At 35.6% G+C, this 22,678-nt stretch carries 21 protein-coding genes and 2 pseudogenes; 17 read left to right on the forward strand and 6 right to left on the reverse strand.

Annotated features, from left to right (window positions below; genetic code table 11):
* Positions 1-42: 42 nt before the first annotated feature.
* Positions 43-369, reverse strand: a complete 327-nt coding sequence (locus J3U63_RS03090; protein WP_267370403.1) for a DUF5110 domain-containing protein — start codon at positions 367-369, stop codon at positions 43-45.
* Between J3U63_RS03090 and J3U63_RS03095 the strand changes: the two are divergent.
* Together J3U63_RS03095 and J3U63_RS03100 are read left to right on the forward strand one after the other, a co-directional pair.
* Positions 297-449, forward strand: a pseudogene (locus J3U63_RS03095) (FadR/GntR family transcriptional regulator); the annotation flags it as partial. The gene J3U63_RS03090 and the pseudogene J3U63_RS03095 sit on opposite strands and share 73 nt — an antisense overlap.
* Complete coding sequence (locus J3U63_RS03100; RefSeq protein ID WP_267370455.1) at positions 429-890, forward strand: FCD domain-containing protein; 462 nt, start codon at positions 429-431, stop codon at positions 888-890. The pseudogene J3U63_RS03095 and the gene J3U63_RS03100, both read left to right, overlap by 21 nt.
* On the opposite strand, the gene J3U63_RS03105 is transcribed toward J3U63_RS03100, so the two are convergent.
* On the reverse strand, positions 815-1,750 hold the full coding sequence (locus J3U63_RS03105; RefSeq protein WP_267370405.1) for an MFS transporter: 936 nt from the start codon (positions 1,748-1,750) through the stop codon (positions 815-817). The two genes, J3U63_RS03100 and J3U63_RS03105, sit on opposite strands and share 76 nt — an antisense overlap.
* Positions 1,751-2,306: 556 nt before the next feature.
* Between J3U63_RS03105 and J3U63_RS03110 the strand changes: the two genes are divergently transcribed.
* Positions 2,307-2,738, forward strand: a complete 432-nt coding sequence (locus tag J3U63_RS03110; protein ID WP_267333730.1) for a DUF3597 domain-containing protein — start codon at positions 2,307-2,309, stop codon at positions 2,736-2,738.
* An 89-nt stretch (positions 2,739-2,827) separates the two neighbouring features.
* On the opposite strand, the gene pth is transcribed toward J3U63_RS03110, so the two are convergent.
* Both pth and J3U63_RS03120 read right to left on the reverse strand, forming a co-directional pair.
* The gene (gene pth / locus J3U63_RS03115; RefSeq protein ID WP_065634721.1) at positions 2,828-3,412 is read right to left on the reverse strand and encodes an aminoacyl-tRNA hydrolase; all 585 of its coding nucleotides are present in this window, start codon (positions 3,410-3,412) and stop codon (positions 2,828-2,830) included.
* A gap of 78 nt (positions 3,413-3,490) precedes the next feature.
* Positions 3,491-4,438, reverse strand: a complete 948-nt coding sequence (locus J3U63_RS03120; RefSeq protein ID WP_065634720.1) for a ribose-phosphate pyrophosphokinase — start codon at positions 4,436-4,438, stop codon at positions 3,491-3,493.
* Between the two features lie 266 nt (positions 4,439-4,704).
* On the opposite strand from J3U63_RS03120, the gene trmB reads away from it, so the two are divergent.
* The 11 genes from trmB (at position 4,705) to relA (ending at position 17,900) form a co-directional block, all read left to right on the forward strand.
* Positions 4,705-5,409 carry a tRNA (guanosine(46)-N7)-methyltransferase TrmB gene (trmB, locus tag J3U63_RS03125; protein WP_267346715.1) on the forward strand — a complete coding sequence of 235 codons (705 nt, stop codon included), beginning with the start codon at positions 4,705-4,707 and terminating at the stop codon, positions 5,407-5,409.
* 18 nt (positions 5,410-5,427) lie between these two features.
* Positions 5,428-6,153, forward strand: coding sequence for an oxygen-insensitive NADPH nitroreductase (gene nfsA / locus J3U63_RS03130; RefSeq protein ID WP_267343638.1), 726 nt, complete (start codon positions 5,428-5,430; stop codon positions 6,151-6,153).
* Positions 6,150-7,301, forward strand: coding sequence for a histidine-type phosphatase (locus tag J3U63_RS03135; RefSeq protein WP_267366326.1), 1,152 nt, complete (start codon positions 6,150-6,152; stop codon positions 7,299-7,301). The genes nfsA and J3U63_RS03135 overlap by 4 nt, the downstream gene beginning before the upstream one ends.
* A 699-nt stretch (positions 7,302-8,000) precedes the next feature.
* A complete protein-coding gene (locus tag J3U63_RS03140) occupies positions 8,001-9,308 on the forward strand; it encodes an MFS transporter (RefSeq protein WP_267343640.1) in 1,308 nt (435 codons plus the stop codon).
* A 9-nt stretch (positions 9,309-9,317) separates the two neighbouring features.
* A complete protein-coding gene (galE, locus tag J3U63_RS03145; RefSeq protein WP_267370406.1) occupies positions 9,318-10,334 on the forward strand; it encodes a UDP-glucose 4-epimerase GalE in 1,017 nt (338 codons plus the stop codon).
* 44 nt (positions 10,335-10,378) lie between these two features.
* The gene (gene galT, locus J3U63_RS03150) at positions 10,379-11,428 is read left to right on the forward strand and encodes a galactose-1-phosphate uridylyltransferase (RefSeq protein ID WP_267370407.1); all 1,050 of its coding nucleotides are present in this window, start codon (positions 10,379-10,381) and stop codon (positions 11,426-11,428) included.
* Entirely contained in the window at positions 11,429-12,586 is a 1,158-nt protein-coding gene (gene galK / locus J3U63_RS03155; protein WP_267370408.1) for a galactokinase, read from the forward strand.
* The gene (galM, locus tag J3U63_RS03160) at positions 12,577-13,575 is read left to right on the forward strand and encodes a galactose-1-epimerase (protein WP_267333738.1); all 999 of its coding nucleotides are present in this window, start codon (positions 12,577-12,579) and stop codon (positions 13,573-13,575) included. Before galK ends, galM begins: the two co-directional genes overlap by 10 nt.
* A gap of 238 nt (positions 13,576-13,813) precedes the next feature.
* A complete protein-coding gene (gene coaD, locus J3U63_RS03165; protein WP_267333739.1) occupies positions 13,814-14,302 on the forward strand; it encodes a pantetheine-phosphate adenylyltransferase in 489 nt (162 codons plus the stop codon).
* Positions 14,303-14,317: 15 nt separating this feature from the next.
* Positions 14,318-15,646 (forward strand): 23S rRNA (uracil(1939)-C(5))-methyltransferase RlmD, encoded by a 1,329-nt coding sequence (rlmD, locus tag J3U63_RS03170; RefSeq protein WP_267333740.1) that lies wholly within the window; start codon positions 14,318-14,320, stop codon positions 15,644-15,646.
* A 10-nt stretch (positions 15,647-15,656) separates the two neighbouring features.
* The gene (relA, locus tag J3U63_RS03175; protein WP_267333741.1) at positions 15,657-17,900 is read left to right on the forward strand and encodes a GTP diphosphokinase; all 2,244 of its coding nucleotides are present in this window, start codon (positions 15,657-15,659) and stop codon (positions 17,898-17,900) included.
* Between the two features lie 50 nt (positions 17,901-17,950).
* On the opposite strand, the gene folA is transcribed toward relA, so the two are convergent.
* Positions 17,951-18,448, reverse strand: a complete 498-nt coding sequence (gene folA / locus J3U63_RS03180) for a type 3 dihydrofolate reductase (protein ID WP_416381279.1) — start codon at positions 18,446-18,448, stop codon at positions 17,951-17,953.
* Between the two features lie 14 nt (positions 18,449-18,462).
* Positions 18,463-19,527, reverse strand: a complete 1,065-nt coding sequence (locus tag J3U63_RS03185) for an MJ1255/VC2487 family glycosyltransferase (protein WP_267370410.1) — start codon at positions 19,525-19,527, stop codon at positions 18,463-18,465.
* 417 nt (positions 19,528-19,944) lie between these two features.
* On the opposite strand from J3U63_RS03185, the gene J3U63_RS03190 reads away from it, so the two are divergent.
* The 3 genes and pseudogenes from J3U63_RS03190 to J3U63_RS03200 form a co-directional block, all read left to right on the forward strand.
* Positions 19,945-21,606: a type VI secretion system Vgr family protein gene (locus J3U63_RS03190; RefSeq protein ID WP_267370412.1), complete on the forward strand. Its 1,662-nt coding sequence runs from the start codon at positions 19,945-19,947 to the stop codon at positions 21,604-21,606.
* 79 nt (positions 21,607-21,685) lie between these two features.
* Positions 21,686-21,940: a hypothetical protein gene (locus J3U63_RS03195; RefSeq protein WP_267370414.1), complete on the forward strand. Its 255-nt coding sequence runs from the start codon at positions 21,686-21,688 to the stop codon at positions 21,938-21,940.
* Positions 21,941-22,013: 73 nt separating this feature from the next.
* A pseudogene (locus tag J3U63_RS03200) lies at positions 22,014-22,678 on the forward strand (T6SS immunity protein Tli4 family protein); the annotation flags it as partial.

Below are 22,678 nucleotides of genomic sequence, written 5' to 3' on the forward strand. Positions count from 1 at the left end.
ACTCTAAAAGTGTTGTTATAAAGCATAGTGTAAGTAAGTGCATTAGCTTATTGCACTTAAATTAACCTTATTTATTGGCTCATCGTTAATATAAAGTGTACGCAATTCTCCTTTTGGTAAGGTAATGACCAGCTCTTGCCAAGCTGGAATATAACTTCCATTTGCTTTTAAACGAAGATCAATTCGATCATTAGTCGACACTAACTGCCAATTGATCCATAATCCAACACCATTTTGATAAGCATAGCTTTCACCATCATCTTCAAAAAAACAACCTTTAGAGGTATGATGAGCTAGAGTTATTATTGAAAAGTGGGACTTATAAGTTAGGTGATAGACTACCACCTGAACGAGATATTGCCGAAGCATTTGGTGTGAGTAGAACGGTAGTACGTGAAGCACTAATTATGTTAGAACTGGAAAATTTAGTGACAGTTAAAAAAGGATCGGGAGTTTATGTAATTGGTTTACCTGATGAAATCTCATCCGAAAAAGATAAAAAAATTGAAGAGGAAGATTTTGGACCATTTGAATTATTGCAAACAAGACAATTAATTGAAAGTAATATTGCCGCTTTTGCCGCGTCACAAATAGTTAAATCCGATATCATTGAGTTAAGATCAATCTTGGAACGAGAACGACAAATTTTAGAGCAAGGGTTAATTGATGATTACAGTACCGATGAATTGTTTCATATCACGATCGCCAAAGCGGCTAAAAACTCAGTACTTGAAGGTTTATTACAGGATTTATGGCAAAGACGATCAGCAAGTAAAATGTGGAATCAATTGTACAGTCGCATCACTGATCACTGTTATCGAAAAAAATGGCTTGATGACCATGAAAAAATTTTACAAGCTTTGCAAATAAAAGATGCGATGGCTGCATAAGGGCTTTGTGTTAAACTTGCAAACACCATGGATAACATGAAAAAAGCAGCGCCAAGATAAGTTACACAAGCTGCATTAACACGAGACAAATTAAAACGCTTATTGAGCATACGCGAAAAATAACCGGAGGATAAACCACCAAAATCGGCAGCAAGGAAAGGAATCCAAACAAACATTGCCATCTCTTTTAATTGCATACCGCGTTCAGTTAATAAATAGTAAGGAACCCAAAAATTAACTGCCGCCCAAGCTGGTTCAGCTAAAAAAGCTGGAATAGCAATACCATAGAATTTTTTTTGCAAAATCACTTTTTTAATTGCTTGCCAGATGTTTTTGTTTTGTTGGCTCTCTGTGTCATCTTGATCGGATAAGATATATTTTCTTTCTGCCTCACTAATAGACCGACTTTTTGACGGCTCGCTGAAAAAGTAGAGCCATATTCCTGCCCAAATTAACCCAACAGAACCTGGAATTAAGAAAGCTAACTGCCAACCACCAAATTGGTGTATCGCATAAATAAGAGGAGGAGCAATCATGGCACCTAATGAAAAACCAACCATACTCCAACCATTAGCAATAGCGCGTTCCTTTTTAGGAAACCATAAACTAATAACTTTAGCATTGGCTGGTGCAACAACAGATTCAGCACCGCCCATAAAAAAACGTAAAATCGCTAATTGAAACCAAGTGCCTGCACCAGCATGAAGTATACACATAATAGACCAAATGATGACCATTATCGCAAAACCAACTCGTAAACCAATTACATCAATAAACCAGCCTACAATAGGTTGAAAAAGGGTATAAGCTAGTTGAAAAGCACGAATAATATACGAGTACTCTTTAGATTTTATCTTCAAATCATGTACAATTTCTTAAGCCATAATACTTAGTGCATTATGATTGACATAATTAAGAATTTTCTCCGTTGCAAATAAAATGATCATTACCCAACGTAACGTATTCTCCTGATTTAAAAATGGAACTCATAATATACCTCTAGCTGTAATTTAAATTTCTAACATAAAAAATTTATGTCACACTACATATTGGTAAACCAAATATTACAACTAATTTATTACAACACATGCCAAATTTGTTTGAAATTTGGATACCGATCACATTTTATATGGGATTGGTATAATAAATAATCCTAAAAATCTCTTTATATCATTTACCTTAAAACTAACTTATACAAGTTATTCAATAGATTAACTCATCAAAGTTTGAATAAAGATCGCTTTAAAAAATAGATATAGAGACTAAAATTGGTAGCCTAATTTTGAAAGATAAAAGCAGCAAATATTTATCTTTTTGACAGCGTTACTTTCAAACAGGTATACTGAAAAGGATATTATCTACATCTATATCGTTAAGCAGTTTTTTTAAAGCAGTTTAAACATAGGAGGATGTAATATGGGTATCTTAAATAATATTTTTTCTAAAATATTTCCAAGCGCACAAGCAGCAGCAACAAATGTTAACAATACGGTCAAAGACAAAGTTAATAGTATGACAGATGCTGCTAAAAACGCCGCCTCTGGCATTCAAACGGAAACACAACAGAATTCAGACCAAGCCAAACAAGTATCTCAGACTGATGTTATGTCAATTTTAGAGAATTTAGCGAACAAATATCCTGAAAAACTTAATTGGAAAACATCAATTGTTGATTTATTGAAGTTATTAGGTATCGATAATAGTTTAGAAGCACGAAAAAATTTGGCAAAAGAACTTAACTACCCAGGCAGTACCGATGATACCGCATCGATGAATATGTGGTTAATCAAAGAAGTAATGAAAAAAATCGCCGAAAAAGGGGGAGATGTTACCCATCTATTTTCTTAAGATTGTTTGATTCAACACAATCCACCTGATGCTAGGTGGATTATCATCCAATAAGACTTACCACTATAATAAGCTTAATAACCTTTCTTTCAGCCTTTAAAAGCATGTAAGTGGTTCATTGCACTTTCAATACCATCTGATAATAAAATCTCAACCGATCGTACCGATTCTTCTATCGCCTTATCAATAAGTTCTTGTTCGGGTTTAGAGGGTTTATTTAACACATAACCAACAACTTTATTTTTGTCACCCGGATGACCAATACCAATTCTGAGACGATAAAAATTTAAATTATTACCTAATTTGCTGGCAATATCTTTTAAACCATTATGACCGCCATGACTACCACCAAATTTAAATTTAGCAATACCTGGGTTAAGATCCAGTTCATCATGAGCGACTAAAATTTCTTCTGGTTTAATTTGATAAAAAGTTGCTAGTGCCTGTACCGCTTTACCACTTAAATTCATAAATGTAGTAGGGACTAATAATCTCACGTCATGACCACCAATGTTTATTCTAGCTGTATAGCCAAAAAATTTAGCTTCATTTTTTAAAGATTGATGATATCGTTCAGCTAAAAGATCAACAAACCATGCACCTGCATTATGGCGAGTTGCGGCATATTCATTTCCAGGATTGGCAAGTCCTACAATAAGTTTTATCGTTGTCATAATATTGGGATTATTTACTGATTTTTTTTAGAAAAAAGCCCCAATATAAAGGGGCTTGTCGTTCAATAATAAAATAAATTATTGATGGAACATCGCTGAAATTGACTCTTCGTTACTAATACGACGAATAGCTTCAGCAAGCATTCCAGATAGTGTTAATTGACGTACATTTTTTAATGCTTTTACTTCAGCAGTTAACGGAATGGTGTCACAAACAACTATTTCATCAATGGCAGAATTTTTAATATTGGTGACGGCTTTACCTGAAAAGATTGGATGCGTTGCATAAGCATAAACGCTTTTAGCACCACGCGCTTTTAATGCATCCGCCGCTTTACAAAGTGTACCGGCTGTATCAATCATATCATCAACTAAAATACAATCTCTATCAGCAACATCACCGATGATATTCATCACTTCCGCTTCATTAGCACGTTGACGACGCTTGTCGATAATAGCCATATCAGTATCATTTAAAAGTTTTGCAATCGCACGAGCACGTACCACACCACCAATATCAGGCGATACGACAATCGGACGTTCAAACTCGCGTTGTAACATATCTTCTAAAATAACCGGGCTACCAAATACGTTATCTACAGGTACATCAAAAAAACCTTGAATTTGCTCTGCATGAAGATCAACGGTTAATACCCTATCAACACCAACTGTTGATAAAAAGTCAGCAACAACTTTAGCTGTAATAGGCACTCGCGCTGAACGTACACGACGATCTTGCCTTGCATAACCAAAATAAGGAATAACCGCCGTGATACGACCAGCAGATGCACGACGCATTGCATCGATCATGACTAATAATTCCATTAGGTTATCATTGGTAGGCGCACAAGTTGATTGAATAATAAAAACATCTTCACCACGGACGTTTTCGTTAATTTGTACATTTACTTCTCCATCGCTAAAACGACTAACAACAATATCACCAAGAGAAGTATAAAGACGATTAGCTATACGTTTTGCCAGCTCCGGTGTAGCATTACCAGCAAAAAGCTTCATATCAGGCACGAGAAATCCTCAAGCATGTTATAATGATTACTTATACGTAATCGGTTAAATCGGGGTAATAATTATATAATCATTTACAGAGTATGCTCAACCACATTATAAAAATTTATTCAAAAATTTTTATATGTATCACAATAATAAATAGAAAAACATATCAATAATATGTTTTCTTGAAGTGAATCAAAAATCAGTTAAACTACTTTCTAATTATAAACCTTAATGAGTAAACAAATTTGGCAAACCGCAACACAAAAATAGACAACGTGATGAATGAACAATCCATGATAAATAACAATGAAAATATTAAATCAAAACGAACTATTCGAAGTTTTGTATTACGACAAGGTCGTTTAACTAAAGGCCAGCAACAAGCATTAGAGAATTTATGGCCTGTATTTGGTATTGACTATAATCCAAACGTTACTATAGGTTCAAATAATAACAAACCCTTTGTGTTAGAAATTGGTTTTGGTATGGGGGCATCATTGGTTGAAATGGCCAAAAATGCGCCGACTAAAGATTTTCTGGGGATTGAAGTGCACAAACCTGGAGTGGGTGCTTGTTTGATGGCGATTGAAGAAAACCAATTATCTAACCTAAAAGTCATGTGTCATGATGCCGTTGAAGTCTTGAATAATATGATAGCAGATCACTCGCTTGATAAGGTGCAAATTTATTTTCCCGACCCTTGGCATAAAGCAAGACATAATAAACGTAGAATTATTCAACCTGAATTTGTGCAATTAATACAAAGAAAATTAAAGGTTGGCGGTATGTTACATCTTGCTACCGATTGGCAACATTATGCCGAACATATGCTTGAAGTATTAACTCAAGCAGAAGGTTTTAAGAATTTATCATCAACGGGTGATTATATTCCCAGACCAGAAGATAGGCCAATTACTAAGTTTGAAAAAAGAGGTCAAAATTTAGGGCACGGGGTTTGGGACTTACAATTCATAAAAAAATAGTTATATAAAGGAGCCATTATGCAAAACCAAACAATTGATTTAATTTGTCAGCACCGTTCAATTCGTGCTTATAAATCCACCCCCTTAACTCAAGCGCAAATTGATACAATTGTTACAGCTGCACAATCGGCTTCAAGTTCTAATTTTTTACAATGCGCTACGATAATTCGTATTACTGATAGTGACAAACGTGAAAAACTTGCTCACTACACAGGCGATCAGTGCTATGTTAAACAAGCACCCGAATTTTGGGTATTTTGCGCTGATTTCAATCGACACTTTCAAATTGATCCAACAATCCCCCTTGAAAGAGCAGAACAACTTTTAGTTGGCTGCATTGAAACTGCGATCATGGCACAAAATGCAGTGATTGCAGCTGAATCTTTAGGCTTAGGCATAGTTTATATTGGTGGCTTACGTAATAATATTGATAACGTTACAGAATTATTAGCCATCCCTAAATATGTTTTGCCTCTTTTTGGGTTATGCATTGGCTATCCAGACCAGCACCCTGAAATAAAGCCAAGACTTCCTAAGCCTTTGGTATTTTTTGAAAATCAATATCAATCAATAGATAAAACTCTATTGGCACAATACGATACACAAATGAATGATTATTACAATCACCGTAGTACCCATCAAAAAACAGGTGGTTGGAGTGATAAAATTGCCGAAACGATTATAAATGGGCAACGAAGTTTTATTTTAGATTATCTACACAAGCAAGGTTGGATCACAAAATGAGTAACTCGCATTACCAATTGGAGAAAGTTGTTATACTAAGTCGTCATGGTATTCGTACAGCTTTACAAAATACCCTAGAATTTATTGATCAAGCTACCCCCTATCAATGGCCCAAATGGGACCATCCTTATGGTTATCTAACAACCAGAGGAGGAGCATTAGAAGTCTATTTTGGTCACTACCTGTCACAATGGTTAGAAAAACACAACATCAAAATAACCAATAATAGTCATGACTTGTTTGTCTATGCCAATAGCTTACAAAGAACCGTTGCGACAGCACAGTTCATTGTAGCCGGCGCCTACGCTGGTTGTGATATAACTATCAATCATAAATACCCTATTGAAAGAATGGATCCAATTTTCGATCCAAGTTTAGAAGAAGATTCAGCACAATTTAAGCAAGCCGTTTTACGTGATATCGAGCAAGCAGATAAGGCTCAATCAATTTTTAAAAACTTAGCGCCGGCTTATCAAATTTTGTCTGATATACTCGATTACAAACAATCTGAGCTATACAAACAATATCAGTGTGAATTAGCCGATATCCCATTAGAACTCTATTTTAAAAAGAATGAAGAGCCAGCGTTATTGGGTGCCTTAGCTGTTGGCATTAGTGTCGTTGATTCTTTTTTATTGCAATATTATTCAGCGTTCCCTAAAAATCAAATTGCATGGGGTAAAATTGATAGCTTAGAGCAGTGGCAACAAATTGTGCAGATTCGTAATCAGTACATTAACTTAATTTGCCACACCAAAACACTCGCTACACGCGCAGCAGCCAAATTGATCAATATGATTGATGATCTTATGCAGCAACAATATACGGTCAATTTATTAGTCGGCCATGATAGTACAATCGCATCACTATTAGGCGCTTTAGATTTTGAAGATTATCAACTACCTCATCAATATGAAACCACCCCTATTGGCGGTAAAGTAATTTTTCAACGCTTCAAACACTCGCTAACAGGCAAGCATTATTTTAAAGCTGAATATGTTTATCAAAGTTTTGAACAACTTTATACAGGACAAGCGCTCGATATCAATAATCCACCTGAACATTTTCAGCTAAAACTCAAAAATGCATCACTCAACTCTGATGGTTTTTATGATTGGAGCGATTTTGAAAAACGTATCCATGTTTAATGCTAAAAAGTATAAATAACCTTAATGCCCATTCCGCCAACAAAATTGGCGGAATAGTTTTATCAAGCCATAGCTAACTTTAACGTTTATAGTTATGTTAATTGCTCTATTGATAAACTTTATAAAATCACACAGTAAAATACATACACAAACATAACTAATTAAAAATTACATATTATGTTAGCTAACTCAACGGATTATTTATAATTTCCATCAAAAATTTTTTATCAATCGTCTAAAATGGCATACCTAAAAACTAACAACAAATAATCTATTTTTGATTTAGTTACGGTTCATATTTCTTAAAATCACTCAATTTTTGACTTGATAAAGATCTTTACCTTAATTAACCTGTTTTAAAAATGTAACCGATATCATAAAAGCACAATTTTAAGTCATAACTAATTTTATTATAGTTGAAAAAATTCAGTTTAATGAAAATAGCCACTATTTTTCTATAAATAACAGCATGTATAAACTCAGATTTAGCATTAATACAACATTCAAAAAAACTTAATGATGCAATAAAACTAATTTATAAAATAATGTAATCGATTTCACAAAATGTTATCTAGATCACTTTTTTTGAAAAAGTAAGATGATATTATCCTTAAAAACAGATGGCTTTTTGTACTTACTTTTAATGTAAACGATATGCAAATAACGTGTTCATTGAAAGATTAGCAAAGGAAGTTGATTATGAATCAAAAAATAACCTCATCCCTTTATAATAAAAATTACTGGGTATTTACGCTTTACTTTTTCCTTTATTTTTTCATTATGGGGGCCTATTCGCCATTTTTTCCTGTGTGGTTAAAAATGAATGGGTTAGATCAAGCCGAAACAGGATATGTGTTCTCATTTATTTCATTATTTGCGCTTCTTTTTCAACCTTTCTTTGGGTTAATCTCGGATAAACTCGGATTAAAAAAACATCTATTGTGGATTATCACATTACTATTAGTTCTATTTGGCCCCTTTTTTATTTTTGTATTGGGACCACTACTTCAATTTAACGTTACTTTAGGTGCTATAGTTGGGGGACTTTATCTGAGTGTGGCATTTAATTGCGGTTCACCATCAATAGAAGCCTTGGTTGAAAAAATCAGTCGACGAAGTGGATTTGAGTTTGGTCGATGCCGTATGTTTGGTTGTTTTGGTTGGGCAATTTGTGCTTCATTTGTTGGTATTATGATTTCAAAAGATATCAATGCCGTTTTCTGGTTATGTTCAGGTTTTGCAATTATCTTATTGTTTTTAGTTAAAATAGCCGATCCAGCCAAAACAACAACAACCGATGTTGTTGAACAAATGGGACTTAATAAACCAGAACCGTTCAATTTAAAACTTGCGTTTAACTTACTTAGCATGAGTAAAACATGGTATTTTATGCTTTATATTATCGGTGTTGCCTGTACTTATGATGTGTTTGATCAGCAATTTGCTAACTTTTTCACTTCATTTTTCAAAAGCGAACAAGTGGGCCGTGAAGCGTTTGGTTATGTCACAACGCTTGGGGAATTTTTAAATGCGACTGTTATGTTTTTTGCACCAATTATTGTCATGAAGATCGGTAGCAAAAATACTTTATTAATAGCTGGAGCGATTATGTCGATTCGTATAACCGGTTCAGCATTTGCAACTAACGCAATTGAAGTTGTTATTTTAAAAACATTACATATGTTCGAAGCGCCATTATTATTGGTTGGTGCATTTAAATATATTACTAAACACTTTCCTATTCGATTATCAGCAACGGTTTATTTAATTGCATTTTGTTTTGCAAAACAACTCTCTATTATGTTTATGTCCACCTTTGCTGGTCTAATGTATGTTAAAATTGGCTACGAAGGCACGTATTTAGTCCTTGGCGCAATCGCATTAAGTTTTACATTGATTTCGTCATTCACTTTATCTGGACGCGGTCCTTGGGATATCTTTAAAAGACTAAACAGTGAACAAAATAAAGATCAACAAGAACTCAACAAAAATATAACATTAGATTAAGGTTTTAACATGAAAATATTAGTAACAGGTGGTTGCGGGTATATTGGAAGTCATACATGTGTACAATTAATTCAATCAGGATACACACCGATTGTCATTGATAACCTATTCAACAGCAAAGCTTCGGTATTAGATAGAATTAAACAAATTACTGGGCATAGTGTCAGTTTTTATCATGGTGATATCTGTGACCAACAATTATTAGAAAAAATATTTGCTGAGCATGATATTCAAGCAGTTATCCATTTTGCTGGACTAAAAGCCGTGGGGGAATCGGTATACAAACCGCTTGAATATTATGAAAACAATGTCTATGGCAGTATTGTGTTAATGAAAGCAATGCGAGCTGCGGGTGTAAAACAGTTAATATTTAGTTCGTCAGCAACCGTATACGGTGAACTCGCACCAGTTCCCTATGTCGAGACATTACCACAAGGTTTACCAAGTAGCCCGTATGGAAAAAGTAAATTAATGGTTGAACAATGTATGATGGATTTAGCTGTTGCTGAACCAGACTGGTCATTAACTTTATTACGTTACTTTAATCCTGTTGGCGCACATCCAAGCGGATTAATGGGTGAAGATCCACTCGGTATTCCCAATAACCTAATGCCTTATATCACCCAAGTTGCTGTAGGAAAACGTGAGTCACTTGCTGTTTTTGGTAATAATTACCCGACAAAAGATGGCACTTGTGTTCGTGACTTTATTCACGTAGTCGATTTAGCTGATGGACATATCGCTGCACTTAAAGCTGACCAACATAAAGCAGGTATACATATTTATAATTTAGGTTCAGGTATTGGCTATAGTGTCTTAGAAGTTATTAAAGCTTTTGAAAAAGCCTCTGGTAAACCACTCAATTGGCACTTTGCTCCTAAACGTGCAGGTGATTTACCCGCATTTTGGGCTGACGCAAAAAAAGCAGAACAAATTTTAGGTTGGAAAACCAAATTAACACTTGATGATATGGTAAAAGACTCGTGGAATTGGCAATCACATAATCCACAAGGCTATCCAGATTAAACCATATAGCATCAATCATAAGAAGAAAGATAAAAGAGGCAAAAATGGCTATTTTTAATCCTGTTGATCACCCTCATCGTCGTTATAACCCATTGACTAATCAATGGGTACTTGTCTCGCCACATCGAGCCAAACGACCTTGGCAAGGCCAGCAAGAAACATTAAATCAAGAACAAAAACCCTGTTACGATCCAAACTGCTTTTTATGCCCTGGGAATAAGCGAGTGACGGGTGATATTAATCCTAACTATACTGGAACCTATGTTTTTACTAATGATTTTGCCGCATTAATGGTAGATACGCCAGAATCACCGCAAAGCCAAGATCCGTTATTCCAGATCAAAAGTGCTAAAGGTACTAGCCGCGTTATCTGTTTTTCGCCCGATCACAGTAAAACACTTCCCGAACTCAATTTACCCGCTATTGAAGGCGTGATTAAAACTTGGATAAGTCAATTACAAGAACTGAGCCAACATTATCCTTGGGTACAAATATTTGAAAACAAGGGTGCGGCAATGGGTTGCTCTAACCCACATCCACATGGACAAATTTGGGCCAATAGCTTTATCCCCAATGAAGTTGCGCGTGAAGACCTAAATATGCGCCATTATTTTGAAAAATATCACCAAAATTTATTAGTCGATTATGTGCAAAAAGAGTTAACGTTGGGTGAACGAATTGTGGTAGAAACAGAACATTGGCTTGCCGTTGTCCCTTTTTGGGCCGTGTGGCCATTTGAAACACTATTATTACCCAAAACGCATATTGCGCAATTAACTCAGTTAAATAATGACCAGCAAATAGATTTAGCTATTGCGCTCAAAAAACTAACAAGTCGCTACGATAATTTATTTCATTGTTCTTTTCCTTATTCAATGGGTTGGCACGGCGCACCATTTGTGGGGGATAACAATGATTATTGGCAACTACATGCACATTTTTATCCACCTTTGTTGCGTTCAGCGACGGTAAAAAAATTCATGGTTGGTTACGAAATGTTTGCCGAAGTGCAACGAGATTTAACCCCCGAACAAGCTGCCGAAAAACTGCGCAACGTAAGTGATGTACATTATAAAGAGCAAAAGGATAAGTAAATGAAAGCATTAATTGATAGCACTACACAAGTATTTGAAAGCCAATTCGGTTATCAACCCGATACCTTTATACAAGCGCCAGGGCGCGTAAACTTAATTGGTGAACACACCGATTACAATGATGGTTTTGTTCTACCCTGCGCAATTAATTATCAAACAGTGATAAGTTGTCACAAACGTTCAGATAATATTATACGTGTTATTGCTGTCGATTATGATAATCAACAAGACCAATTTTCTCTTGATTCGTCCATTGAAAAACATCCTGATTACCAATGGGCTAACTATGTGCGAGGTGTAATAAAACATCTTAAAAACTATACAAATGCTATCCATGGCGTCGATTTTGTTATTAGTGGCAATGTCCCCCAAGGTGCAGGTTTAAGCTCGTCAGCATCACTTGAGGTTGCCGTCGGTAAAATGTTACAAGTCCTTTATCAGTTACCTTTTGATGGCACAAAATTAGCCTTAATTGGTCAAGAAGCTGAAAACCAATTTGTCGGTTGTAATTGCGGCATTATGGATCAATTAATTTCGGCACTAGGACAAGCTCAACATGCACTATTAATTGATTGTCGTTCACTGACAACTAAAGCGGTCAAAATGCCCAACGATTTTGCTGTTGTCATTATTAATTCTAATATTAAACGGGGATTAGTTGATAGTGAATATAATACTCGTCGTAAACAATGCGAAGCGGCTGCAAAAGCACTAGGTGTTAAGGCATTACGTGATGCATCGTTAGCTGATCTTGAAAAAATTAAAACCACCTTAGATCCAACAGTATTTAAACGTGCACGCCATGTCATTACCGAAAATGAACGCACTGTTCAAGCGTCAAAAGCACTCGAAACCAAAGATTATAAATTATTATCTACATTAATGGCAGCAAGTCATCATTCAATGCGTGATGATTTTGAAATTACGGTTCCTGCTATCGATTATCTTGTCGAAATTATTCATGATGTAATTGGCGAACAAGGTGGCGTTCGCATGACTGGCGGTGGCTTTGGCGGCTGTGTGGTCGCACTGGTGGCAAAAGATAAAGTAAACAGTGTTAAAACAATCGTTAATGACAATTATTCTAAAAAGTTTGGTATTAAAGAAACAATTTATGTTTGTGAACCTAGTGAAGGAGCCCACGTTTTATGCCAATAAAACAAATTATTACATTAACAAACCAACAAGGAATGACCATTAAGGTCTCTAATTGGGGGGCAACTTGGTTATCATGCTTAATACCTGTAGCAAGCAAGCATCGCGAAATACTGCTGGGCTGTCAATCACTAAACCAATATCAACACCAAGATGCTTATCTTGGTGCGACTATTGGACGTTATGCAAATCGCATTGCTAATGCAACTATCGATGTCAATGGTCAACACTATTTACTCACCGCCAACCAAGGGGTAAACCTACTTCATGGTGGACAATGTGGGTTTGATAAAAAAATTTGGAACATTGAATATCAATCAGCTCAAAAAGTAATATTTAACTTGATATCGGCTGATGGTGATCAAGGCTTTCCCGGTGAGCTGAAAGTGATTGTGACCTATTATTTAACTAATGAAAATGAAGTCATTATCGATTTTCAGGCAACAACTAACAAAACAACACCAGTAAACTTAACTAATCATGCTTATTTTAATCTTGATGGTGATTTGAGTAACAGTGTCCTTGCACATACATTAAAAGTTAATGCAAATTTCTATTTACCGGTTAATAGCGCGGGGATTCCTTATCATAACTTAGCTGATGTTGGTCAATATGACATGGATTTACGGCAAGCAAAACAATTGTCTGATAGACTGCTCGAAAGTCCCGAACGGCAAGTGACAGGCGGTTATGATCATGCTTATTTACTAGATAAAAGCAAAGCTATTGCTGCACAGCTGATATCATCAGATAAAAAAGTTTTAATGAATATCAAAACCACTAAACCAGCATTACAAGTCTACACTGGCAATTTTCTACAAAATACGCCTAATCGTCATAATGATGTATATAGCAACTTTGCGGGTATTGCATTAGAAGCACAATTTTTACCCGATAGCCCGCATCACCCACAATGGCCACAACCAAGCTGTTATTTGCAACCCAATGAAGTGTATCATCACCATATAACCTATCAATTTATCACAACGTAAAAACGACTTATTTGATTAAAGTACATGACAGTAATACTTAATTTTTACCCATAACCCTCCAATTAAAGAAAAAGCAACTTTACTCTTTTCACCAATTTTGGTATACCATTAAATATAAGAAATTAAGGTGCACCATATACACCAAAATAAAAACAGTAAGTTTTTACCAGCTTAAACTAACAATCTGGCATAAAATTAGGTATGATATTTTTAATATGTCCTAATGGATAACCTGAACATGAAAAGTAAAACTTTAACCGCTATTTTTCCTGGTACTTTTGATCCGATCACCAATGGTCATATTGATCTTATTACCCGAGCGTCGCAATTATTTCCACGTTTAATTATTGCTGTTGCACAAAATCCTAATAAAAAAACGCTTTTTACACTAGATGAACGCGTCAATTTAGCGTCTAGCGCCATTGAGCATTTACTTAATGTTGAAGTCATTGGCTTTGATAATTTAATGGCAGATTTTGCCCAAAAACATAATGCGACCGTGGTTGTCCGTGGTGTAAGAACCACGCATGACTTTGAATACGAAAGGCAACTGGCCGAAATGAACCGCGCACTAAAACCCGATTTAGATACGATATTTTTAATGCCATCTATCGCAATGGGATTTATTTCATCAACTATCGTAAAAGATGTTGCTTTTCATGGTGGTGATATTTCAAACTTAGTGCCTTTACACGTTAAAACGGAACTTTTAAAGCGCTTGACATAATTTAAGTAAGTTAATATGGTTAATTTTTATACTCCACCTAAAAAGAAATTTATTCCGCAAAAATTGACTGTAACAGTCTCAACGTTAGATGCCTTCGGTCAAGGGGTAGCCAATCATAATGGCAAAACAATTTTCGTTAAATCTGCGCTACCTAATGAAACAGTTGATATTCAACTTACGGAAGATAAAAAAAATTATGCCAAAGCAACCGTCATTAAATATCATAACCAAAGCCAAGATCGCCTTAAACCGCCATGCCAATATTATCAAAAATGTGGTGGCTGTGACTTACAGCACATATCACCACGCGTGCAACAACAAGCTAAATATCAAGCATTAATTAATTTGTTAAAAAAAGAGAGTGGCGCAACATTAGATAATGTGCTTAACGATGCCCCTATTATTATTGCCGATCAACCTTACGCTTATCGCAGAAGAGCCAGATTATCTATCAACCTGATCAAAGGTGTACTTTTTGTTGGTTTTAGACAAGCAGAATCAAATCAAATAATTAATATTAAACATTGTCCTGTTTTAGTTGATAAGTTAAATAACTTACTGATTCCATTACAACACTGCTTAACTAATATTAAACAAAAAAAATCACTAGGTCATATTGAATTAATCTCGGTAGATAGTGGGGTAATTGTTGTATTAAGACATATTAGCCCGATGGATGAGCAAGATACCAAATTATTACGACAATTTGCTCAAGAACATAACATTTCACTCTATTTGCATGGCGATAAACTTGTTCATATTACCGGTGATAACCAGCATTATTATCAAATCAATAAGTTAAAATTAACCTTTAGCCCTCTAGATTTTATTCAAGTAAACAGTAAAATTAATCAAAAGATGATTAACCAAGCACTTGAGTGGCTAACATTAGAGCCGACGGACAACGTTTTAGATCTATTTTGTGGAATGGGTAATTTTTCATTGCCGATGGCAACATTAAGTAAATCGGTCACAGGCATCGAAGGTGTTAAAGCACTGGTTGAAAAAGCACAATTCAATGCCAAATTAAATCGCAGTGAAATACGTGCAGATACCCAATTTTTAACCAGTAATTTAGAGGATGAGCAGCAATTTTCAACATGGAATCATTTACAATTTGAGAAAGTTCTATTGGATCCCGCTAGAGCAGGTGCTTTTAATACTACCGCCCAAATTGTAAAAATATCACCTAAAAAGATCGTTTATATTTCGTGCAATCCGGCTACATTAGCCAGAGATTGTAAACAATTTATTGCTAAAGGATACAAGATTGCTCAAGTCGCAATTTTAGATATGTTTCCACAAACCAAGCACATTGAATCAATGTTGCTGTTAACGAAGTAGGATCATAATTATGGTATCTATTAGAGGAGCCCACCAACAGAGCGAAGAACACTATTCTCTTGCTCAGTTTGATGTCGAACAATGGGCCAAACAAGAACTGTTACTAACTAACCCGCAATCTTATGAAAAATTTAAAGATGTCTGGGATTTCTGTTTTGAAAATAGTGCAGGCGCACCTGAGCAGCTGTATTGTTTCAAAAGTGCCATTGAAATGGTTGAAATTTTATCAACCTTAAGTATGGATGTTAACAGTTTAAGTGCTGCGTTATTGCTACCTTTCTTAGAATCTAAGATTATCCGTCGTGAAGATATTCCAGAAGATTTTGACCGCGAAATTACCCATATTATTTCAAGCATCATCCGAATGAAAGACTTGCGACAACTACGTGCAATTCGTAACGGTAATGCGACAACAGAACAAATCGATAGTATCAGGCGTATGTTACTGGCGATGGTAAATGATTTTCGTAGCGTTGTAATCAAAATCGCTGAGCGTATCACTTACTTACGCAATTTAATGAATGCCCCTAAAGAAGAGCAAGTCCTTGCCGCTAAAGAGTGCTTTAATATTTATGCCCCACTGGCCAACCGATTAGGTATTGGGCAATTAAAATGGGAATTAGAGGATTTTTGCTTCCGGTATTTATATCCTGACCAATACCGCATGATCGCAATCAAACTACAAGAAAAGCGATTAGACCGAGAATTATATATCAATAAATTTGTTAAAACTTTACAGGATTTAATGAATCAAGATCATATTCATGCCGAAGTTTATGGTCGTCCAAAACATATTTATAGCATTTGGCGAAAAATGGAGCGTAAGCATTTACAGTTTGAAGAGCTGTATGATATTCGAGCGGTACGAATTATTTGCGATCGCGTTGAAGATTGTTATAACGCACTGGGTATTGTACATAGTCATTACAAACACATTGCTAAAGAATTTGACGATTACGTAGCCAATCCCAAACCCAATGGCTATCAATCTATTCATACGGTTGTTTATGGCCCACAAGACAAAACTATCGAAATTCAGATTCGTACCGAACAAATGCATAACGATGCTGAACTCGGTATTGCTGCACATTGGAAGTATAAAGAAGGCACTACTGACAAGATGACGGCTTATGATCAGCGCATCTCTTGGTTACGACAACTATTAACTTGGCAAAAAGAGATGTCAGAAAGTGGTGAAATCCAAGAAGCAGTAAGAAGCCAAATTTTTGATGATAGGGTTTATGTATTTACACCTAAAGGTGATGTGGTTGATTTGCCAGCGGGTTCAACACCACTTGATTTTGCTTATCATATTCATAGCGATGTCGGCCACAGATGTATTGGTGCCAAAGTAAATGGGCGCATTGTCCCCTTTACTTATATGTTAAAAATTGGCGATCAAGTTGAAGTCATTACGCAAAAACAACCTAATCCAAGTCGTGATTGGTTAAATCCTAATACAGGTTTTGTCAATAGTAGCCGTGCACGTGCCAAAATTCAAGCTTGGTTCAAAAAACAAGATCGTGATAAGAATATTGCGGCTGGTCAACAGATACTCGAAAACGAATTAGAACCGCTGAATATTAGTATCAAAAGCGTTGAAAAAATTCTTATCGCAAAATATAACGCCCATTCATTTGATGAAGTTTTAGCGGGTATTGGCAGTGGTGACATCAGAATTAACCAACTAGTTAACTTTATTAACGCGCAATTTAATAAGCCAACAGCGGAAGAAGAAGACGAAGCGGTATTAAAGCAAATTTCGCAAAAATCGACCGCTCAAACCAAAAATACAACAAAAAGTGGTGAAATCATCATTGAAGGCGTAGGTAACTTAATGTATACCATTGCTAACTGTTGTCGCCCTATTCCAGGTGATCCTATTGTTGGTTTTGTCACCCAAGGTCGAGGCATTTCAATACATCGAGCTGATTGTGAACAATTGCAAGAGTTAAAAAATCATGCTCCGGAACGCATAACAAGTGCAGCGTGGAGTGAAAACACCCAATCAAGCTATACCATGATTGTTAGAATTATAGCTAATGATAGAAGTGGCTTATTACGCGATATTACCACTATTGTTGCTAACGAAAAAGTCAACGTATTAGGTGTATCAAGTCGCAGTGATACTAAACAGCAATTAGCGACAATTGACATGGATTTACAAATTTTCGATCACGACTCACTTAATCGTGTACTAAATAAAATTAAGCAATTACCCGATGTTGTTGAAGCAAAACGCTTTCAAGGATAACCCTTGATTTAATTGCCACATCAATTAATGCTGTGGCAATTTAGCGATAGTTAAACTTTTTCTAAAATCTCAAATTGATAATGATGAGGATTTTTTTCATCAGCAAAGCAATTTTGGCAATAAACTTGTTGCCATTGCCGAACCAAATAATCGGGGAAATAGGTATCACCCTTTAAATAGGCATCAATATGTGTTAAATATAACCGATCGATAAAAGGTAAAACTTGCTGATAAATATTACCGCCACCAATAATAAAGACTTCATCGGCAAGCTGATCTTTAGCTATAGATAATGCTTCGTCAATTGATTTTACCCAACTTACATTATCAGAATTATGTTCTAACTGAGCTTGTCGACTGATAATAATATTATGTCTATTGGGTAAAGGACAACCAATAGACTCATAAGTCTTGCGTCCCATAATAACCGGTTTATGTAGTGTGTTTTTCTTAAACCAAGCCAAATCTGCCGGTAAATGCCACGGCATTTGATTGTTAAGACCAATGACACGATCTTTCGCCATAGCAACAATAATGCTTAAAATCATTTTTATACCTTTACTTACACATATCCTAAGGATTTTATCTTCTGATTGACATTTTCAGGAAATATCGTTTGACTCCAAAGCCGTTCACTTAACGAAAGTAATGGCTCTTTTTGCCCTGAAACGATCCAATTAGCAAGTTCAGTTGCGACATCTGGATAGATGATTGGTTTAGGAGAAGGCAAACTAAGCCAATATTTAAGTTTGATATTATTCAAACTTTCCATCACTGTTGCCATATCTAACGCTTGTAAACATTGAGCATTATAGATCTGTTCAAATTGCCCCGATACCGGTTTAGTTAAAATCTTTTTACCCAAAACTAACGCTTCTGAAATTAAAGCAAAGCCAGTATTTGCAATGATTCCGGAACAACTGACTAAAGCGTGCGTAAAACTATCTCGACCGAGTGGTTGAAAAAGAATATTACCGTGCTGTTCAACGTGTTTAATATCCGGATGGAAACAGATAAATTGATAATTTGGAAACTGCTGCAATAACACAGTAATTTCATCTAATGCTTCAAATGGTAAGTAAACAACGATATTGCCATTTTCACTTGAGGCAACCTCAAATGAATCAATCATTGGCGGTATCAATTTGTGTCCAAAATGAAACCAATGTAACCCAATGGGTTTAGTCACTGGTGCATAATACTTCATAATCACATTGGCTATCAATCCATATTCTTTAGGTTTAAGATATTGACACACCGCCTGATTACTAATCCCTAAACAATCACGATGTTGATAATGCGCAGCCCAAGCACTAACTGGCTCAAAATCACTGATAACACAATCATATGTCGATAAATCGAGTTCACGCACATCTTTAATTAAACGAAAAGCGCGAATCCGTTGTACGGTTTTGCGAAAATTAATCTTACCATTTAACGTCGCAAACGAAACACCGCGATAGGTTTTATAATTACCAAAAACTTGCATATCAAAATAGTCTTTAGGATCACGTCCACTGAAAATATAATCAACATCAGCCCCTGCTTTTTTAAGTGCATTGGCTAATGTTCTACAACGACTGACGTGGCCATTTCCTGTTCCTTGAACACCAAAGAGAATTTTCATATCGTGTGATTTGTCGATTTAAAGTTAGGTAAATATAATAGCAGAACACTCAGTTATTCGCTTCATAATTTTATATAAATGTCCTCGATCTTTACAACAAACATTTATGATGTTTCAATTTTGATTTCAACTAATCAAAATCACGTTAAATAATTTATTTATAAATTAATGCATAGTTGAACATTTAAAAGGTTAATATGGTGATTCAATTTCACTATCAGCGAAATTTATTTTAATAACTTTTTCTTCTGTCTTTTGTCTCTAACTTTCAATAAAAAAGCACTTTTGTAAAATGATAATAAAAATATAAAGTTATTTAATAATCTTATTGATTTCAGTAAATAAATAAAGATTGCATTATCTAAAAAATAGACGTATTTTATTTTGTGTATATTGATTAACATTATTAGGAATTCTATGGAATCGATTGTTAACGGTATTTCATCATTGATAAATAATTTAGCTCTTAATAACTATTCCCTTTCCATAGATGGTTTAAGAAACGAGTTATTTTCTCTTTCAATTGAATCCATTAAAGGCAATGAAGCGTTAAATATACCCTGGCATTACAACATTATCTTCACTTGTTCAAATAAGCATATTGAGATTGATTCAGTACTTAGCCAACATGCTTCTTTAACCTTTCAGCCTCACAACTTAGCCAATGTCTTAACGCGTCTAGCTTCTTATAACTTAGATCAAAAGCCGAAAACGTTTTATGGCATTATTACTCAATTCAGCTTGTTATCTATTAGTAAAGATGAAGCTCGCTATCAGGTGACACTTGAACCACGCTTAGCATTGCTGGCAAATAGCTATCACTGCGCAATTTATCAAAATCAAAGTGTTGTTGCTGTGGTAGAAGAAGTCCTACGTAATCATAATTTTATTGGTATTGATTACCGATTTGAACTTAAAGAAACTTATCCAGAAAGAGAGTTTATTACTCAATGGCAAGAAAGTGATCTCACTTTTATACAACGATTACTTGCAGATGTTGGGATCTGGTTCCGTTTTGAAACGCATCCTGAGCATCATTGCGATGTGATGGTAATAAGTGATGATCAACAAGGATTTGCAGACGGTGGCACCATTTCACTCAAAACACCAAGTGGAATGCATGATGATCATCAAAACAGTGTCTGGGATTTACAATTCACCAGTCACACCAAGCCCCAAAATGTCATTGTTAACGACTATAACTATCTAACTGCTGACAGTGATCTTCATACTCAAATCAACACCCAACCTAAAGATATCACCGCCCGTGGTGATGACTATCATTATGAAGAGCATTACAAATTACGGGGAGACGAACGCACCATTGAAAGTGGTCAATGGTATGCACAAATTCGCCATCAGCAGTATATCAGTGGCAAACTTATTATTTCTGGCAAATGCAATGACTACAATCTTGCTCCCGGTCAACATATCATCATACCTCAATGTCCAATTAATGATATCCATAATGGTATTATTATTCTCTCGACACAAAATTATGGGGACAGAACTTATCCTTATCAAACCCATTTTACTGCCATTGCCTATGATGAACTTAAACCTTATCGCCCTGCGCCCTTACCCTGGCCACAAGTTAGTGGTACGTTACCAGCCAAAGTAACCAGTCCAGATAACGATACTTATGCCTATATTGATACTCAAGGACGCTATCGAGTCAAATTCAATTTTGATTTAAAAAATTGGAAAAAAGGCCACGAAAGCTTATGGGTCCGGCTTGCTAAACCTTATGCCGGTGAAACTTATGGTTTTCACTTCCCATTAATTGATTCAACCGCAGTAGCCATAGCCTTTACGAATGGTAATCCTGATAGACCCTATATTGCTCATGCTATGCACGATAGTATGCATCCCGATCACATCACTACGACCAACAAGCATCGAAATGTGATTCGTACTCCAGCAAACAACAAGCTAAGAATGGATGATAAACGAGGGCAAGAACATATCAAACTCTCTACCGAATATGGCAAAACTCAACTTAACTTAGGGCATATGGTGAATAGCCAAAAAACCTGTAAAAATTCCTTTAGGAGCAAAAAATCGTTTAGATTTAAGTGAAATATTAGAAACGCGAACCCTAACTACAGAGAATAACTATTGGGATGAAGTCCAACGAAAAGCTGGACGCACACATGTAATGTATAAAGATTATAAAGGTAACATTGCCGAGAGCTATACCCTCAAACCCGCCATTGGTAATGGTGATGGCACGGTACCTCAACGTTCTGGGGAAATCTCTCTTGAAAGCATTAAAGCACGCATGCATTTGCCCATAGAGCATGAGCCCGCATACAAAAATTCAATCACGCAAGAATTTACCTTGCGTGCTATTGTCGATATTTTACTTGAGGTAAATAAACAAAATGAAAAAAAGACTGCCCCTAACGCATGAGCATTATCTCTTAATTATCGCTCTACTCATTATTTTATTTGTTACTTACCGCTATTTAACTAAGGATATACGTATGGTTACCCTAACAACCCACGAACAGCAACAAGTTAATAAACTGTTAAACAATACCGTTACCCGATGCATGGGGGTTTACTTATTTGATCTGCCCAAACAATTTATCCCTTCTATGGTGACGGAATTGGATTATACCGATAATCATAAAATTGTTATTAAAACTGAAAAGATTTATTTGCCACCATTTAAACAAATGCTTGTTTACCGTGAGCAAGAACTAAAAAATACCCAACCGGTTTATGCAATTGACGGGAATTTTTTAAAAGCTATTTATCCTGTACCTACAACCAATCCAGACAAAATGCAAGGTATTATTTTTGAAAGAATGGAAGATACTACTATTCCAGATGTCGCCAGAATATTAGAAGGTTATCGCTGGCAAGACGACGTCTCCTTAACAATTGAAATAAAAGCTCGTAATGGGTTAGCAAATCGATATGACCAAGACAGAGAAGATTCCCCAAAGCTTTATGGAAATAATGTACCCAAAAAATTAGCGCAGATGTATAAACTGTTTGAACAAATTACGGTGCGTGATGAATATACCATACCTACCGAACCTGGTTTTTGTTTTACTAATGGCTTTATGCACGGTGGCGTAAAAGCCTATAAAGATTTGCATTTTAACTATCGCTACAACAGTAATAGAGGATTTTACATTCG

Source organism: Gilliamella sp. B2838, from assembly GCF_026536185.1.
Taxonomy (GTDB): Bacteria; Pseudomonadota; Gammaproteobacteria; order Enterobacterales; family Orbaceae; genus Gilliamella.